The organism is Mixta mediterraneensis, from assembly GCF_014946725.1.
Taxonomy (GTDB): domain Bacteria; phylum Pseudomonadota; class Gammaproteobacteria; order Enterobacterales; family Enterobacteriaceae; genus Pantoea; species Pantoea mediterraneensis.
The window spans coordinates 247,301-264,133 of record NZ_JACFXY010000003.1 but is presented as its reverse complement, the minus strand read 5'-3'; the positions used below and the strand labels follow the sequence as shown (position 1 = coordinate 264,133).

The window sequence follows — 16,833 nt, the reverse complement described above, 5'->3', positions numbered from 1 at the left end:
CAGACCCTTTTCTCTTTCCCTCCGTGGTCGGAAGGGTGTCTCAAGTATAAATGTTCCTGGCGGCGTCGCAGGCTTATCGCGCCTCGCGGCAGAAAACTACTCTTTAAAATCGCTGGCGTCCAGTTCGTGACGAGACAGCAGCCTATAAAACTCAGTACGATTACGTCCAGCCAGGCGTGCCGCATTGGTGACGTTGCCTTTGGTCATCTGTAGCAATTTGCGCAGGTAATTAAGTTCAAACTGATTACGCGCCTCGACAAAGGTTGGCAGCGCACTGTTCTCCCCCGTCAACGCTTGCTCGACTAAGGCATCGCTGATAACAGGCGACGAGCTGAGCGCAACGCACTGCTCAATCACGTTAACTAACTGGCGCACGTTACCTGGCCAGCTGGCGGCCATGAGTCGCTTCATAGCATCAACCGAGAAACTGCGTATCTGCGGCTTATGCCGCTCGGCGGCCTGACGCAGCAGATGATTCGCCAGCAGGGGAATGTCTTCGGCGCGCTGATGCAGCGTTGGTATTTTTAAATTCACCACGTTCAGACGATAAAAAAGGTCTTCGCGAAACTCTTTTTTTTCCATCGCCTTCGGCAGATCGCGATGCGTGGCAGAGATGATACGGACATTGATCGCAACATCGTTATTGCTGCCCAGCGGGCGCACTTTTCGCTCCTGTAGCACGCGCAGCAGTTTTACCTGCAATGCCTGGGGCATATCGCCTATTTCATCAAGAAACAGCGTGCCGCCTTCTGCCGCCTGAAACAGACCTTCGCGTGCGCTGACTGCGCCGGTAAACGCGCCTCTGGCGTGGCCAAACAGTTCGGATTCCAGCAGCTGTTCTGGTAATGCTCCGCAGTTAATGGCGATAAAAGGTTTATCTGCACGCGGACTGGCGGCATGAATAGCCTGAGCCAGCACTTCTTTGCCAGTGCCGCTTTGACCGTTAATTAACACGCTGACGTCTGACTGTGCCACCATGTGCGCCTGCTCCAGTAAATGCAACATTTGCGGGTTGCGCGTGACTATCGCTTCGCGCCAGCGGTCATCGCTGATGGGCACCCGCTGTGCCAGCGCTTCATCAATGGCTTTGTACAGCGCGTCACGATCGACGGGTTTAGTCAGGAAGCTGAATACGCCTTGCTGAGTAGCAGAAACGGCATCAGGGATCGATCCATGCGCGGTAAGGATGATCACCGGTAAGCCAGTGTGGCGCTTTTGGATCTCGCCAAACAGCGCCAGGCCATCCATCTCATCCATACGCAGGTCGCTTATCACCAACTCAATCTTCTCTTTTTGCAGCAGACGTAACGCTTCCGGCCCACTGGCAGCCGTGATCACCTGATACCCTTCGCTGCTCAGGCGCATACCCAAAAGCTTTAACAGGCTGGGATCGTCATCCACCAACAGCAAGCGTGCGGGTTGTTTTATCATCATTGCTCCTCCGCCTGTGGCAAAGCCGTGCCGTGTGTGCTGTCGGAGATGTCCGGCGCTTTGCGCGACGATAGCTGGCGTTCAATATCGGTCAGCCGCTCCAGTTTGTGCTGGGTATCACTGAGCTGCTGGCGCATCTGAATTTGCTGTTGGCGCAGTTGATCCATTTGCATATCGCTGGTTTGTTGCAGACGTGAATAACGCGTGCGCGTTTCGCTCAGATCAAGCTGTGCCGCCTGGTTGCTGCGCCATAGCTGGATAAGTGGACGAACCGAGGCTGGAAATGTGGCGCTGAAGCTGTCGAGTGTCGTAACGTAATCGCGTCGTTCCATTGGCGTCACGTTGCCGTTAGCCATTAATACGCCCTGTTTAAAGGCGCGCGACCAGTTTTCTGCCGACCAGCGATGGGCTTCGGCTCGTGCCTGGTCAGGAGACAAGCGTTCAGCGCAGTCAATGGCGCGTAGCCAGTAAAGCGGATTGCTTACCGCAGCGGCAGTTTCAATCGGCCAGACACTGCTGCATTCGGTTGTCAGATAATCGGCTATTTTTACCTGCGGTTCTGCAACCGAATGCGTTGAAGGCAGCGAGGGCGAAACGGGGGAGGTCTGGCATCCACTAAGCAACAGGCTGGTTAACGCGCTTAGTAATAATAAGGGTGTGAAGAATTTCATTATTCAGACATTCCCGGCTGTGGTGTTCAGTTCAATGCGAAAGCAAACGTCAGCTTCTGGACTATCGACCAGCCTCAGATCGCCATACATACGGCGAACGCAGTCTTTAGCGATGCTTAAACCCAGCCCGCTGCCTTTAACCGGCCCCTGACGCTGCTGGCTACCCTGAAAAAAGGGTTCAAAAATCATTTTTTGCTCTTCAGCGGGAATTGGCGTGCCAGTGTTCGCCACTTCAATCCAAATCTTTTCGCCCTGCTGCTGGCTACGTAGCCAGATGTTACCGGATTCACTGCCGTAGTTCACGGCATTGGAATAGAGATTATCAATTGCCCGCATCAGCAGCATCGGCTCTGCCAGGCAGTGCTTCACGTTGAGCACAATTTCGGTATGCATCAGCTTCGTTCTGGCGGGCAAAGCATGGGCGCTGACGACCATATTGATGATCTCATCCAGCGCGACCGTTTCCAGCGGCGTTGGGCTGTCTGTCAGCTTGCGATTATAGTCGAGCAGTTGTTCAATCAACTGCTGTAAATGACGACTGCTGCTGTCCAGAATCGCAACCACTTCTTTTTGATCGGCATTCAATGCACCTGCCACCTCATCGGCTAACAGCTCGGTTCCTTCCCGCAGGCTGGCGAGTGGCGTTTTCAGCTCATGGGAGAGGTGACGTAAAAATTCGTGGCGTTGCGTTTCCAGCCATGCCAGCCGTTCGCTCAGCCAGACGATACGCTGGCCCAGCGAGCGCAATTCACGCGGCCCACGGAACGCAATGCTGCTGCCTGGCTCGCGTCCTTCACCGAGGCGATTGATCATGCGTTCAATGCTTTTAACCGGACCAATGATCATACCGGTAAACAGCAGTACCAACGCGAGGCTGATAACAAATAAAATCAGCGCCTGCCAGCCGAAAAACTGGCCGCGATCGGCAATCTCATGTTGCAGTTGCAGGCCCCGGGAGAATACGACCTGACGCGTATCCTGCACAAGCTGCGCATTGGTAGCAGAGAAGCGGTCCAGCGCCTGCGATGCCGTAATTACCGGATTGCTGCTTTCGCATTTCAGCTGGGTTAACTGCGGCATAATAGCCTGTAACGTCTGGAAGGCGGGCAGTTCTGGCAGGCTGGCAGCGTGCGAATCCAGCATTTGGTTGTAACGTGCAAGTTGGGTTTGATAAAGCCGCGCCAGTGTGGCGTCGTCTAAAACACAGTATTGACGATAGCTGCGCTCTAGCTCAACGGCCGTTCGGGCCATCGCCTCGCTACGACGCACGTCGGTGAAGGTGTTGCGATTCGTATCGGCGGCCTGTTCGCTCAGGGCGGAAAGGCTTTCCCATGCCTGCCATGCCAGCACCAAAAGCGGTAATAGCACCAACAAAAACGCCATCAGTACCAGCTGACGCAAAGATCGAGGAAATAGACGCCATTTTTTCACGCAACCGCTTCCTTAAAAAAACGCTTAACGGATGCTAGCGGAGTCTGACGCTGGAAGAAAGTGAAACAAAAGAAAACGGCAGGCTCTGCGGCCTGCCGTTAACGCAACGCCTGAGCATTGCGGAAGAATAAGGTGGAGCCTAACTCAACGTTACGTCCGATGCTTGATAACGTTGCATAGCAAACGATTATCGGTGGGGTGGACGGCAGGCTCCGTTTGGTGCGTCATTCGATTTTTATGAGCTCTGAGCCATAAAGCCAGGCAATCATAAACAGGTGAATGAGCAGTAATGGTTACATAGCAATATCCGTGCCAGATTTAATAAAGCCTTTATTATCAGAAAATTGCTTAAACAAGAGCAGCGCGTAGCAGCCGATTATACCGTTTGGTCTGAAATAGTGTCGCCAATGACCAACACTTAAGGCCAGAAAAAACAAAAACATTAAAAATCAGTCAAATAAACGTCTCTTTTTAGAGACATATAAGTAAGATGATTGTCGTCTTTTCCCAACAATCACCAACGTAAACAAGGAGGCATCGCTGCCTCCTTGTTTTATCTGGTTTTTATCTTTAACCCAGCTGCTTACGCGCATTACGGAAAATACGCATCCACGGACTGTCTTCGCCCCACTCTGCCGGATGCCATGAGTTGCTCACCGTGCGGAACACGCGTTCCGGGTGCGGCATCATGATCGTCACCCGGCCGCTTTCGTTTGTTACAGCGGTGATGCCATTCGGTGAACCGTTCGGGTTAGCCGGGTAAGTTTCTGTCACCTTGCCGAAGTTATCAACAAAGCGCAGCGCAACCAGTCCCTTCGCCTCCAGTGCCGCAAGATGCGCACCATCACGCACTTCAACAAAACCTTCCCCATGCGAGACCGCGATCGGCATATAAGAACCGACCATGCCTTCTAACAGCAGCGATGGGCTTGCAGCGACTTCAACCAGGCTAGAGCGTGCTTCAAAACGCTCTGACTGATTACGCACAAAACGCGGCCACAAGTCGCTGCCCGGAATTAATTCGCGCAGGTTGGACATCATCTGGCAGCCGTTACACACGCCCAGCGCCAGGGTCTGTGGACGATGGAAGAATTGCTCAAACTCATCACGAACGCGTGGATTGAAAAGAATGGATTTCGCCCACCCTTCCCCCGCTCCTAATACATCTCCGTAGGAGAAACCGCCACATGCCGCTAATGCCTGGAACTCTTCCAGACCGCGACGACCGGCCAGCAGATCGCTCATGTGTACGTCAACCGCAGTGAAACCGGCGCGATCAAAGGCCGCCGCCATTTCAACGTGCGAGTTGACGCCTTGCTCACGCAACACCGCAACACGGGGACGCGCACCACAGGCAATCATTGGCGCGGCAACGTCTTCTTCCGGTTTGAATGTCAGATGAACATTCAGGCCGGGATCGCTGTCATTTTTCTTAGCCTCATGCTCCTGATCGGCACAAGCGGGGTTGTCACGCAGGCGCTGCATTTGCCAGGTGGTTTCTGCCCACCAGGTACGCAACGTGGTACGGCTTTCGCTGTACACCGCGCTATCGCCGGAACGAATAACGAAACGATCGCCTGGTTGCGCACTGCCCAGCACATGACTACATGCAGCTAAACCATGGTCAGCAAGAATCGTCTCAACCCGTGCACGATCGGCAGCATTGATTTGGATCACCGCGCCCAGCTCTTCGCTAAACAAAGCGGCCAGTGCATCGCTGCCCAGAGCGGCAATATCAACGTCTATGCCACAATGACCGGTAAACGCCATCTCTGCCAGCGTTACCAGTAAACCTCCGTCTGAACGATCGTGGTACGCCAGCAGTTTCTGCCCGGCCACCAGCGCCTGGATAGCATTGAAGAAGCCAGCCAACTGTTGTGCATCGCGCACGTCGGCGGGTTTGTCACCTAACTGGCGATAAACCTGCGACAGTGCTGTTGCGCCCAGCGTGTTCGCACCATTACCCAGGTCGATCAGCAGCAGTAAGTTTTCCTGATCGGCCTGTAACTGTGGCGTTACGGTGCGACGGACATCTTCCACACGAGCAAATGCGGTAATAACCAGCGACAGCGGCGAGGTCATTTCGCGTTGCCCGGTGCCTTGCTGCCAGCGGGTTTTCATCGACATTGAGTCTTTACCCACCGGAATAGTGATACCCAGCGCTGGACACAGTTCTTCGCCCACAGCTTTCACCGCCTCATACAAACCAGCATCCTCACCCGGATGGCCCGCAGCAGACATCCAGTTGGCCGACAGCTTCACCCGCTTTAATGAGCCGATCTGCGTCGCTGCCAGGTTAGTGAGTGCTTCACCGACCGCCAGGCGCCCGGAAGCGGCAAAGTCCAGCAATGCAACAGGCGCACGTTCGCCGAGTGCGAAGGCTTCACCGTAATAGCTGCCGAGGCTGGCAGTAGTGACCGCACAGTTGGCAACCGGAATCTGCCACGGTCCGACCATCTGATCGCGCGCGACCATGCCGGTAACGCTACGATCCCCGATGGTCACCAGGAAAGTTTTTTCAGCCACGGCTGGCAAATGCAACACACGATTTACCGCATCAGCCAATGTGATACCGTCGCGCTGTAACGCCGTACCTTGTGCGCGCTGCTTCACCACATTACGCGTCATTTTTGGCGTTTTTCCCAACAGCACATCCAGCGGCATGTCGATTGGATTGTTGTCGAAATGGCTGTCCGTCAGGCTCAGATGCAACGCCTCTGTCGCTTCACCAATCACCGCATACGGAGCACGCTCACGCTGGCAAATGGCATCAAACTCAGCCAGTTTTTCTGGCGAAACAGCCATGACATAACGCTCTTGCGATTCGTTACACCACACTTCCAGCGGGCTCATACCTGGCTCGTCGCTGAGAATATCGCGCAGGTTAAAACGACCACCACGGCCACCATCGCTGACCAGTTCTGGCATGGCATTGGAAAGCCCGCCCGCGCCAACGTCATGGATAAATAAAATGGGGTTGTCATCACCGAGCTGCCAGCAGCGGTCGATCACTTCCTGGCAACGACGTTCCATTTCAGGGTTGTCACGTTGTACTGATGCAAAATCAAGATCGGCGTCAGACTGACCGGATGCCATAGACGACGCCGCGCCGCCGCCCAGCCCAATATTCATCGCCGGCCCACCCAGCACAATTAGCCTGGCCCCGACGCTGATTTCCCCTTTCTGTACGTGATCGGCACGGATATTACCAATGCCCCCCGCCAGCATGATCGGTTTGTGATAACCGCGCAGCTCCTCACCGTTATGGCTGTTAACCCGCTCTTCATAAGTCCGGAAATAGCCGTTTAACGCCGGGCGACCAAATTCGTTGTTAAACGCTGCGCCGCCTAAAGGCCCTTCGGTCATGATGTCCAGTGCGCTAACAATACGTTCAGGCTTGCCGAAATCCTCTTCCCACGGCTGCCCGAAGCCGGGAATACGCAGGTTAGAGACGGAGAAGCCCACTAAACCGGCTTTCGGTTTGGCGCCACGTCCGGTTGCGCCTTCGTCACGAATTTCGCCACCGGAACCGGTTGATGCCCCAGGCCATGGGGAAATTGCGGTTGGATGGTTATGCGTTTCGACTTTCATCAGGATATGTGCGGCTTCCTGATGGTATGCATATTCACCTTTATCCGCGTCAGCGAAGAAGCGGCCGACTTCAGAACCTTCCATCACTGCGGCATTGTCTTTATAAGCGGACAGCACGTAATCTGGCGTCTGCTCAAAGGTGTTTTTGATCATTTTGAACAGCGACTTCGGCTGTTTTTCACCATCGATAATCCAGTCGGCGTTAAAAATCTTGTGACGACAGTGTTCTGAGTTGGCCTGCGCGAACATGTACAGTTCGATGTCATTCGGGTTGCGACCCAGTTTGGTGAAGGCATCGAGCAGATAGTCAATTTCGTCTTCAGCTAATGCCAGGCCCAGGCTGATGTTTGCCTGAACCAATGCCTGACGACCTTCACGCAATATATCAATACTTTTTACCGGCTGCGGCTCATGACGGACAAACAGCTGTTCAGCCTGTGCCAGATCGCTATACACGGTTTCCACCATGCGATCATGCAGTAATGCGGCCAGGGTTTGCCACTGCGCGTCCGTTAGCTGTGGTGCATCAATATAGAAGGCCATACCGCGCTCAAGGCGACGCACCTGTGGTAAACCACAGTTATGGGCGATGTCGGTCGCTTTTGATGACCAGGGCGAAAGGGTGCCTGGACGTGGCGTAACCAGCAGCAGACGCCCTTGCGGCGCGTATTCAGCGAGAGAAGGACCGTATTTAAGCAGGCGCTGCAGGCGGGCTTTTTCATCGGCGCTCAGCGGCGTGCTGACATCGGCAAAATGGACGTACTCAGCGTAAATATCACTCACCGGTAGATGAGCTTCCTGAAAGCGGGTCAGCAGTTTGTTTACACGAAAAGCCGACAGGGCGGGCGAACCACGCAGAATTTCCATCATTAAAGATCTCTCGTCTTCGAAGCGCCGGGCGACGCTTCATTGGGCGCAACAGGGAAAACGGGGCGTATTATAGAGAAACAGCACTCGCGACGAAACCGTTTGCGCAAAATTTATGGCCCCCCCGGATTTGCCTGAATTTTGCACAGAAATTGCTTTATGAGTTGCTCTGCTTCGCTTTGTTGCGCAAAATGCCCTCGCTCTGGGAGTTCAAAAAAGATCAATATTGCCTGTAAAAGACAGGGGCCTTAGAGCCATCGAGAGATAACTATTTGAAACGCTTTAAATTTAATTATCTGTTTATCGGTCTGGTTGCCGTACTGTTAGCACTGGCTTTATGGCCGTCCATCCCCTGGTATGGCGGTGGACAAGACGCGATCTCACGGATTAAATCACGGGGAGTGTTGCGTATCAGCACCATTAATTCCCCGCTGACTTACTACACCATCAATAAATCTCCAGCCGGGATGGATTATGAGCTGGCGAAGCGCTTCGCCGATTATCTGGGCGTAAAGCTGAAAATCACTGTCCGTCCTAATCTCAGCGACCTGTTTGACGACCTTGATGATGGCAAAGCGGATTTGCTGGCTGCAGGACTGATCTACAACAGCGAACGTCTGGCGCGTTATCAAACCGGGCCAGGTTACTACAATGTGTCGCAGCAGCTGGTGTATCGCGTGAACAAACCACGCCCTAAAAACCTTGGTGATTTGAATGGGCGGTTAACGGTTGCCTCGGGCTCAGCCTATTTATCGACATTAAAAAATGCCAAATCTAAACAGTATTCTAATCTCGATTGGGCTATCTCTACCGATCAGAACCCAAAAGCGCTACTGGAAGCAGTGGCCGATGGCAAACTTGATTATACCATTGGCGATTCAGTGACGATTGCGCTGCTCCAGCGTATTCATCCGCAGCTGGCGGTGGCTTTTGACGTGACCGATGAAGTACCTGTGACCTGGTATCTGCCCCACAGTGAAGATGGCAGCCTGAATGCTGCGATGCTCGATTTCTTTAATGGTATGGGCGAAGAAGGGGCGATGGCACGACTGGATGAGAAATACCTCGGTCACGTAGGCACTTTCGATTATGTTGATACTCGTACTTTTTTACGTGCTATCGACAGCACCTTACCGGACATCAAACCGCTGTTTGAAAAATATGCCAGCGGCATTGACTGGCGCTTATTAGCCGCTATTTCTTATCAGGAATCGCACTGGAATCCGCAAGCCACTTCGCCTACCGGCGTGCGCGGTATGATGATGTTGACGCGAAATACCGCCGATAGCCTGAAGGTTGCTGATCGTACCGATGCCGAACAAAGCATTCGCGGCGGCAGCGAATATTTACAGCGTATGATGGAAAAAGTGCCGCCAACCATTCCTGAAGAGGAGCGCATTTGGTTTGCGCTGGCGGCGTATAACATGGGTTATGCGCATATGCTGGATGCGCGCAAGCTCACCGCCAGGCAAGGCAGCAATCCAGACAGCTGGGCCGATGTAAAGCTGCGCTTACCGATGCTAAGCCAGAAGCGTTATTACACGCAGACGACTTACGGCTACGCACGCGGCCACGAAGCCTATAACTATGTTGAAAATATCCGTAAATATCAGATAAGCCTGGTGGGCTATTTGCAGGAACAGGATAAGCGTATTGCCCGACAGGCAGCGTTAGAAGCAGAGCTGGGCAGAGGTTATCCGGCGGTTGAGCCAAAAATTGCAATGAATTAAAGCTCGCGCAGGGCCTGACGCTGCGCTTTTTTCTGCTCGCGCCGCATGCGGAAAAAGTCACTCAACATGCCCGCACACTCTTCAGCCAGTACGCCGCTGACCCGCTCAATTTGATGGTTCATGCCTGGATGACCCAGCACATCTATCAGCGAGCCTGCCGCGCCGGTTTTCTCGTCATGCGCACCAAAAACCAGACGCGTGATACGGCTATGCACCATTGCGCCCGCACACATCACGCAGGGTTCCAGCGTGACATAAAGCGTGGTATCAAGCAGACGATAATTCTCCAGCACTTCTCCACCCTGTCGCAGCGCCATGATTTCGGCGTGGGCAGTCGGATCGTGTTGCCCAATCGGTCGATTCCAGCCCTCACCAATTACGCGATCGCCCTGTACCAGCACCGCGCCAACCGGGACTTCACCCTGCTCCCAGGCCAGACGCGCCAACCCAAGCGCATGACGCATCCAGTATTCATGTTGTTGTTGGTCCACCCTGGCGACTCCCGACTACAGAAAAGCGGCGCATTATAGCGATCTCTTCGCCCGATTCGAAGCGGCTTATTCCAGCTGTTGCAGTTCACCGCCTGGCGTCACACGCCAGCGGTGCTGACAGAAAAACAGTAGCGGGTTATCTTGTTTGCTGTCGCTGTAACCGCTGTACAACTGCAGCGGCGTGCCAATTTTTTCTTCCAGCTGCGCCACTTTTTCATGACCAAGACAACGCATCGCGAGTATGCGCCCTCCTGCCCCACGTTGCATTTGACTGGCGATCAGTTTCACGCGCGGCAAAAAAGCAGAATCATAATAAACCTGTTCGACCAGCGCCTGCGGCGATCCGGTAATTAACCAGACGTCGGCATCATCGCTATTGAGATAATCGGTCAAACGTTGCTGGACCACCGGAAAAGCCCTTACCCGCAGGCGAAACCACTGCGCGAATTCCGCTTCCAGCTGTAATAAGGTGCGTTCAGAGCGACCAAACGTAATTGACCACAGCAGCAGGCTCATCGGCCAGCGTGCCGCCCGGCCTTTAAGCAATAATCCCAGCCCGACTACCGGCAGTAGCGGCACCATTAACAGCAAATTGAGCGGTTTACGCCGTAGCAAATAACGCATAAAGGTGCCGAACATATCCTGTTGATGCAGCGTACCATCCAGGTCAAAAAACACCACGCGACGTTGTGTACCTTTGGTCAAGCCACTCTCCTTTTCGCTGATTTTTGCCTTATCTGCCTTCATTGTAGCCATCATCAGACGACGCGGCGACGACTCTCATTTTTAATTCCAGTGTCTACAATGCTCAATGAATAGTTTATTCTTCGCGAAATAATCATTAAAACCAAGAGGATTGGGCATGAGCGCCTTGTTGCGTATTCGCCAGCTTTATCCCCGCCTGGCGCTAAATGAGCGCCGCCTGGCCGATTTTTTGCTATCGCAACCGGACAGGGCGCGGCATCTGAGTTCACAGAAGCTGGCAGAAGAAGCCGGGATTAGCCAGTCTGGCGTCGTGAAGTTTGCCCAGAAGCTCGGTTACAAAGGCTTTCCGGCGCTGAAATTAGCCTTGAGTGAATCGCTGGCAGACAAGGATGCGATTACCGTGCACAACCACATATTAAGTGACGATCCGCTGAAAACCGTAGGTGAGAAATTACTGACCGAAAAGCTTTCCGCTATTCGGGCGACACTGGATATTAACAGCGAAAAAAAACTCAATGACGTCTTGCTGCTGCTGAAAAACGCCCGGCGCATCCTGCTGGTTGGCATTGGCGCGTCAGGTCTGGTGGCAAAAGACTTCTCCTGGAAGCTGATGAAAATTGGTATTAACGCGGTGGCTGAGCAGGATATGCATGCCTTGCTGGCGAGCGTTCAGGCGATGGGACCCGGCGACGTATTACTGGCGATCTCATACACCGGCGAGCGGCGCGAGATTAATCTGGCGGCCCAGGAAGCGGCAAGCGTTGGCGCAAGCGTGTTAGCCTTTACCGGCTTCACACCAAATACCCTGCAACAGCGTGCAACACACTGTCTTTATACCGTGGCGGAAGAGCAAAGCACGCGTAGCGCCGCAATTTCATCTACCACTGCGCAACTGGCGTTAACCGATCTGCTGTTTATGGCGCTGATACAAAATGATCCCGAACGTGCGTCGAGCCATATCCGCCACAGCGAAGCCCTGGTGAAAAAGCTGGTCTGAGCAGTTTCTGCGCGTATAATACCCGCGCTTTTTCTGTTGTTATCAGAGGATTTTATGGCGCTGTTAATTACGGCCAAATGTATTAATTGCGATATGTGTGAGCCGGAATGCCCAAATCAGGCTATTTCGCTGGGTGACAGGCTTTATGAAATTGATACCAGCCGCTGCACGGAGTGTATCGGGCATTATGCTGCGCCGACCTGTCAAAGCGTCTGCCCCATTGATACCACCATTATCATCGATCCACAGCACATCGAATCACGCGATGCGCTGTGGGAGAAATTTGTCGAGCTGCACGGTTAAGGTTAACTTTCGATAATGACCGTGGCGCAAGCATAATGCCGCTCATCTGCCAGCGTAACATGAACGGTTTTTACCCCTAACTGCTGCGCGACATCAGCAGCATGCTGGAAAAAACGAAGCCCCGGTTTCCCCAGCTCGTCATTAAATACTTCAAACTGGTTAAACGCCAGGCCACCACGAATCCCGGTGCCAAAAGCCTTCGCTGCGGCTTCTTTTACTGCAAACCGCTTCGCCAGGAAACGTACCGGCTGCTGGTGAGCCTGATATTGTTGCCATTCGGCCTCGCTCAGGACCCGACGCGCTAAACGATCGCCGGAGCGTTCGAGCACGCCAGCGATGCGTTCGATTTCTACGATGTCAGTGCCTAGCCCAAGAATAGCCATTAGCGGCGTGCTTCTCGCATCAGCTGCTTCATCTCTTTAACGGCATCAGACAGGCCGCACATCACAGCACGGCCAATAATGGCGTGACCAATGTTCAGTTCATGCATTTCCGGTAACGCTGCAATGGGTAACACATTGTGATACGTCAGGCCGTGTCCGGCATTCACTTTCAAACCCAGACTGTTGGCAAAACTCGCCGCTTTACGGATGCGTTCAAATGCCGCGTCACGTGCTAAACCTTCTGGCGCTTCAGCGTAGGCACCGGTATGAATTTCAATATAGGGTGCGCCGCTGGCAACGGCTGCTTCAATTTGACGATGATCGGCATCGATAAACAGCGAAACCAAAATTCCGGCCTCACTCAGCAGCCTGACTGCGGCGTTGAGCTTGTCCTGCTGCCCGGCCACATCCAGCCCGCCTTCAGTCGTCACTTCCTGGCGCTTTTCTGGCACCAGACAGCAGAAATGGGGTTTGATTTCGCAGGCAATGCCAATCATTTCGTCAGTCACGGCCATTTCCAGATTCATGCGCGTCTGGATGGTATCGAGCAGGATACGCACGTCGCGATCGGTAATATGACGGCGATCCTCACGCAAATGTACGGTGATGCCATCGGCACCTGCCTGCTCGGCAATAAATGCTGCCTGCACCGGGTCGGGATAATACGTGCCGCGCGCGTTACGCACCGTGGCGATATGGTCAATGTTGACCCCTAACAGTAACTCAGCCATGACAATCCTCAACTCTTTTAGGTCGAAATAATGAGTGTACCGTGCGGGTAATCACATGCGGTACGACTAGCGCTAATCCTTTGCCGCATCCGGCTTTTTTTTAGGTATAAACTGCCGAAACAGTTCCTGGCTTTTTAGCGGCTTGCCACCAAGATACGGCTTTAACGCCATGCGGGTAAAGCGCTTAGCAGCGCGTAAGCAGTCGGCATCTGGAAAGTCTCGTTCCCATAGCGCACGTAGCTGGCGGCCGGTAAAGCTACGCTGGTTTACCACCACACTGGCGATGAATCCCTTTTCTTCGCGATAGCTGTAGGTCATGGCATCGTCAACAGGCGCGCCGCTGCCGGCGCAGTGCAGAAAATCAATGCCATAACCAAGATGGCCCAGCATCGCCAGCTCAAAGCGACGCAATGCCGGTTCCGGTGATCCACTGCTGGCCGCCAGATCCTGAAGACAATGAAGATAATCGAAGAAGAGATCGGAGAAAGGGATTTCCTGCTCCAGTACGCGTGACAACAGTTCATTGACGTACAGGCCACAGTAAAGCGTGATGCCATGCAGCGGTAAAGCCAGCGATACCGCCTCAGCATTGCGCAGGGTTTTAACCTCGCCACGCCCGCTCCAGCGCACTAACAAAGGTGTGAACGGCTGAAGCGCACCTTTGAGCTGTGAACGTCGGGAGCGTGCGCCTTTAGCAAGGACCCGCACCCGCCCCTGACTTTCACTAAACAGGTCGAGCAGCAGGCTGGTTTCGCTGAAAGGGCGACTATGCAGCACAAAGGCGCGTTGCCAGCCTTCCATCGAATCAGAGATCGTCTACATAACCCAGGCTACGCAGCGCACGTTCGTCATCTGCCCAACCGGATTTCACCTTCACCCACAGTTCAAGATGCACTTTTGCTTCAAACATCTCTTCCATATCTTTACGGGCTTCAATGCCGATGGTTTTGATCTTGGCGCCTTTATTGCCTATCACCATCTTCTTCTGGCCTTCACGCTCAACCAGAATCAGGCCGTTGATGTCATAACCTCCGCGCTCGTTAGTCACGAAGCGTTCAATTTCCACGGTAACCGAATAAGGCAATTCAGCGCCGAGAAAACGCATCAGTTTCTCACGAATAATTTCAGACGCCATAAAGCGCTGCGAGCGATCGGTAATATAATCTTCGGGGAAGTGGTGCTCAGCCTGCTTTAAATGCTTGCGCGTGATTGCCGCAATCGTCTCAACATTTTTACAGCTTTCGGCAGAAATCGGCACAATATCGAGGAAATTCATCTGCTGACTAAGAAACTGCAAATGCGGAAGCAGGATAGTTTTATCCTGAATGTTATCCACTTTATTGACGGCTAGCACCACCGGCACTTTGCCGTCGCGCAGCTTGCCTAACACCATTTCGTCATCGGGCGTCCAGCGGGTGCCTTCCACAACAAAAATCACCAGCTCAACGTCGCCAATGGAGCTGCTGGCTGCACGGTTCATCAGGCGGTTAATCGCACGCTTCTCTTCCATATGCAGGCCAGGCGTATCAACGTAGATCGCCTGATATTCGCCTTCAGTATGGATCCCCATAATACGATGGCGCGTAGTTTGTGGTTTACGCGAGGTGATCGATACTTTCTGACCCAGCAACTGGTTCAGTAAAGTGGATTTGCCGACGTTGGGTCGGCCGACAATTGCGACAAAGCCGCAATAGGTAACATGTTCGCTCATTCGAGTCCTAACTTAATCAGTGCCTGTTCAGCAGCTGCTTGTTCTGCTTTACGGCGGCTGGAGCCTACGCCCACCACCGGTTCAGCCATGCCACTCACTTGACAATGAATGGTGAATTCCTGATCGTGCGCTTCGCCGCGTACCTGTACCACTAAATAACCTGGTAACGGTAAATGGCGACCTTGCAGATACTCCTGCAGGCGCGTTTTGGGATCTTTTTGCTTATCGCCCGGACTGATTTCGTCAAGACGCGTCTGATACCAGTCAAGGATCAGTTGTTCCACCGTCTGGATACTACTGTCAAGGAAGATGCCGCCAATCAGCGCCTCTACCGTATCCGCCAGGATAGATTCACGACGAAAACCGCCGCTTTTCAATTCGCCCGGACCTAAACGCAGGCATTCACCTAAATCAAACTCGCGCGCCATTTCAGCCAACGTATTGCCACGAACCAGCGTGGCGCGCATGCGGCTCATGTCCCCTTCATCCACCCGGGGGAAACGGTGATAAAGTGCATTTGCAATCACATAGCTGAGAATAGAATCGCCGAGAAATTCAAGTCGCTCGTTGTGTTTACTGCTGGCGCTACGGTGTGTAAGCGCTTGCTGTAATAGTTCCGGATGAGTAAAAGTGTAGCCCAGTTTGCGCTGAAGCTTGTTAATCAAGATGGGGTTCATGCGATTCCAGTTCTTTTTTGCGTCTGTGACTCTGCATACCAAACAGGGCTGAGTTTCCAACACATTCTGTTTGGTGTGCAGTGACCTCCAGCAGGAGGTCACCCGGTTGCCTTGCGATCAGGCGTTTACTGTCAGTGAATGCCGCCAATTCGACTCAGGCGAACGCCGGTCGGCCACTGACCTTCTTGTTTATCAAAGCTCATCCAGATAGCAACCGCTTTTCCGACCAGATTCCGTTCCGGAACAAAGCCCCAGTAGCGGCTGTCGGCGCTATTATCCCGGTTATCGCCCATCATGAAATATTGCCCTTGCGGCACTACCCAGCTTGCCTGCGACTGGCCCGGCTGTTGATAGTACATGCCAGCCTGACTTTGCGCTTCATTCACCAGCAGAATGTCGTGGGTTACATTGCCAATCGTTTCCTTACGCGTACCCAGACGCAAACCGCCGCGCATGGTTTCCCCCTGCGGAACCTGGTAAAAACCGCTACCGCTTTCATTACCATCGAAACCGCTGAAGGTCTGAATGAAGCTGCTTGGCTGCACATCGGTATACGTTACCGGCAAGGCGGTAACACAGGCTTTGCCCTGGTTGCAGCCCGGATTCACCGTCAGCGTTTTGCTGTACGGATCATAGGTGACTTTATCGCCTGGCAAACCAATCACACGCTTAATGTAGTCCAGACTTGGATCTTTCGGATATTTGAATACCGCAATATCACCGCGCTTCGGCTGACCCGTTGGAATTAACGTGGTTTGCGTGATCGGATCTTTAATGCCGTAAGCAAACTTCTCAACCAGGATAAAATCGCCAATGAGCAGCGTGGGCATCATTGATCCAGAAGGGATCTGGAATGGCTCGTAGATAAACGAACGCACGATGAACACCACTGCAAGCACCGGAAAAACCGATGCTGCCGTTTCAATCCAGCCTGGCTGAGGCGACACTTTTGCCAGCGTTTTGCTGTCTAGCGTGCTGCCTGCCTGCGCCTGCGCTGCGGCTTGTTGGGCGCGACGTGCAGGTGCCCATTTAAACCGATCAATACACCAGATAATGCCTGTAATCAGTGTTGCTATCGCCAGAATCAGAGCGAACATATTAGCCATTGTGCGTC

General features: G+C 53.3%; 15 protein-coding genes. 3 read left to right on the top strand and 12 right to left on the bottom strand.

Features of this window, described 5'->3' with window-relative positions; translation table 11 throughout:
• Window positions 1–96 precede the first annotated feature (96 nt).
• The 4 genes from glrR to purL all read right to left on the bottom strand — a co-directional run bounded on the left by glrR (window position 97) and on the right by purL (window position 7,994).
• Window positions 97–1,434 (bottom strand): two-component system response regulator GlrR, encoded by a 1,338-nt coding sequence (glrR, locus tag H2P46_RS07855; RefSeq protein WP_193404587.1) that lies wholly within the window; start codon window positions 1,432–1,434, stop codon window positions 97–99.
• Window positions 1,431–2,102, bottom strand: coding sequence for a two-component system QseEF-associated lipoprotein QseG (gene qseG, locus H2P46_RS07850; protein ID WP_193404586.1), 672 nt, complete (start codon window positions 2,100–2,102; stop codon window positions 1,431–1,433). Before qseG ends, glrR begins: the two co-directional genes overlap by 4 nt.
• A gap of 3 nt (window positions 2,103–2,105) precedes the next feature.
• Window positions 2,106–3,533 carry an ATP-binding protein gene (locus H2P46_RS07845; protein ID WP_193404585.1) on the bottom strand — a complete coding sequence of 476 codons (1,428 nt, stop codon included), beginning with the start codon at window positions 3,531–3,533 and terminating at the stop codon, window positions 2,106–2,108.
• A 570-nt stretch (window positions 3,534–4,103) separates the two neighbouring features.
• Window positions 4,104–7,994 carry a phosphoribosylformylglycinamidine synthase gene (purL, locus tag H2P46_RS07840; RefSeq protein WP_193404584.1) on the bottom strand — a complete coding sequence of 1,297 codons (3,891 nt, stop codon included), beginning with the start codon at window positions 7,992–7,994 and terminating at the stop codon, window positions 4,104–4,106.
• Window positions 7,995–8,263: 269 nt separating this feature from the next.
• On the opposite strand from purL, the gene mltF reads away from it, so the two are divergent.
• Window positions 8,264–9,721, top strand: a complete 1,458-nt coding sequence (gene mltF / locus H2P46_RS07835; protein ID WP_193404583.1) for a membrane-bound lytic murein transglycosylase MltF — start codon at window positions 8,264–8,266, stop codon at window positions 9,719–9,721.
• On the opposite strand, the gene tadA is transcribed toward mltF, so the two are convergent.
• Both tadA and yfhb read right to left on the bottom strand, forming a co-directional pair.
• On the bottom strand, window positions 9,718–10,212 hold the full coding sequence (gene tadA, locus H2P46_RS07830) for a tRNA adenosine(34) deaminase TadA (protein WP_193404582.1): 495 nt from the start codon (window positions 10,210–10,212) through the stop codon (window positions 9,718–9,720). The genes mltF and tadA overlap by 4 nt on opposite strands.
• Window positions 10,213–10,278: 66 nt before the next feature.
• Complete coding sequence (gene yfhb / locus H2P46_RS07825) at window positions 10,279–10,917, bottom strand: phosphatidylglycerophosphatase C (RefSeq protein WP_193404581.1); 639 nt, start codon at window positions 10,915–10,917, stop codon at window positions 10,279–10,281.
• Window positions 10,918–11,074: 157 nt separating this feature from the next.
• On the opposite strand from yfhb, the gene H2P46_RS07820 reads away from it, so the two are divergent.
• Together H2P46_RS07820 and H2P46_RS07815 are read left to right on the top strand one after the other, a co-directional pair.
• Window positions 11,075–11,914: a MurR/RpiR family transcriptional regulator gene (locus H2P46_RS07820; protein WP_193404580.1), complete on the top strand. Its 840-nt coding sequence runs from the start codon at window positions 11,075–11,077 to the stop codon at window positions 11,912–11,914.
• A 54-nt stretch (window positions 11,915–11,968) separates the two neighbouring features.
• Window positions 11,969–12,217, top strand: coding sequence for a YfhL family 4Fe-4S dicluster ferredoxin (locus H2P46_RS07815; RefSeq protein ID WP_193404579.1), 249 nt, complete (start codon window positions 11,969–11,971; stop codon window positions 12,215–12,217).
• Window positions 12,218–12,219: 2 nt separating this feature from the next.
• Here H2P46_RS07815 and acpS read toward each other — a convergent pair whose 3' ends face one another.
• The 6 genes from acpS to lepB all read right to left on the bottom strand — a co-directional run bounded on the left by acpS (window position 12,220) and on the right by lepB (window position 16,825).
• Window positions 12,220–12,600, bottom strand: a complete 381-nt coding sequence (gene acpS, locus H2P46_RS07810) for a holo-ACP synthase (RefSeq protein ID WP_193404578.1) — start codon at window positions 12,598–12,600, stop codon at window positions 12,220–12,222.
• Window positions 12,600–13,331 carry a pyridoxine 5'-phosphate synthase gene (gene pdxJ, locus H2P46_RS07805; RefSeq protein WP_193404577.1) on the bottom strand — a complete coding sequence of 244 codons (732 nt, stop codon included), beginning with the start codon at window positions 13,329–13,331 and terminating at the stop codon, window positions 12,600–12,602. Before pdxJ ends, acpS begins: the two co-directional genes overlap by 1 nt.
• Before the next feature lie 72 nt (window positions 13,332–13,403).
• On the bottom strand, window positions 13,404–14,132 hold the full coding sequence (gene recO / locus H2P46_RS07800; protein WP_193404576.1) for a DNA repair protein RecO: 729 nt from the start codon (window positions 14,130–14,132) through the stop codon (window positions 13,404–13,406).
• A 4-nt stretch (window positions 14,133–14,136) separates the two neighbouring features.
• Complete coding sequence (era, locus tag H2P46_RS07795) at window positions 14,137–15,042, bottom strand: GTPase Era (RefSeq protein WP_193404575.1); 906 nt, start codon at window positions 15,040–15,042, stop codon at window positions 14,137–14,139.
• Window positions 15,039–15,719, bottom strand: coding sequence for a ribonuclease III (gene rnc / locus H2P46_RS07790; RefSeq protein WP_193404574.1), 681 nt, complete (start codon window positions 15,717–15,719; stop codon window positions 15,039–15,041). The genes era and rnc overlap by 4 nt, the downstream gene beginning before the upstream one ends.
• Window positions 15,720–15,850: 131 nt before the next feature.
• Window positions 15,851–16,825: a signal peptidase I gene (lepB, locus tag H2P46_RS07785; RefSeq protein ID WP_193404573.1), complete on the bottom strand. Its 975-nt coding sequence runs from the start codon at window positions 16,823–16,825 to the stop codon at window positions 15,851–15,853.
• Window positions 16,826–16,833: the final 8 nt, after the last annotated feature.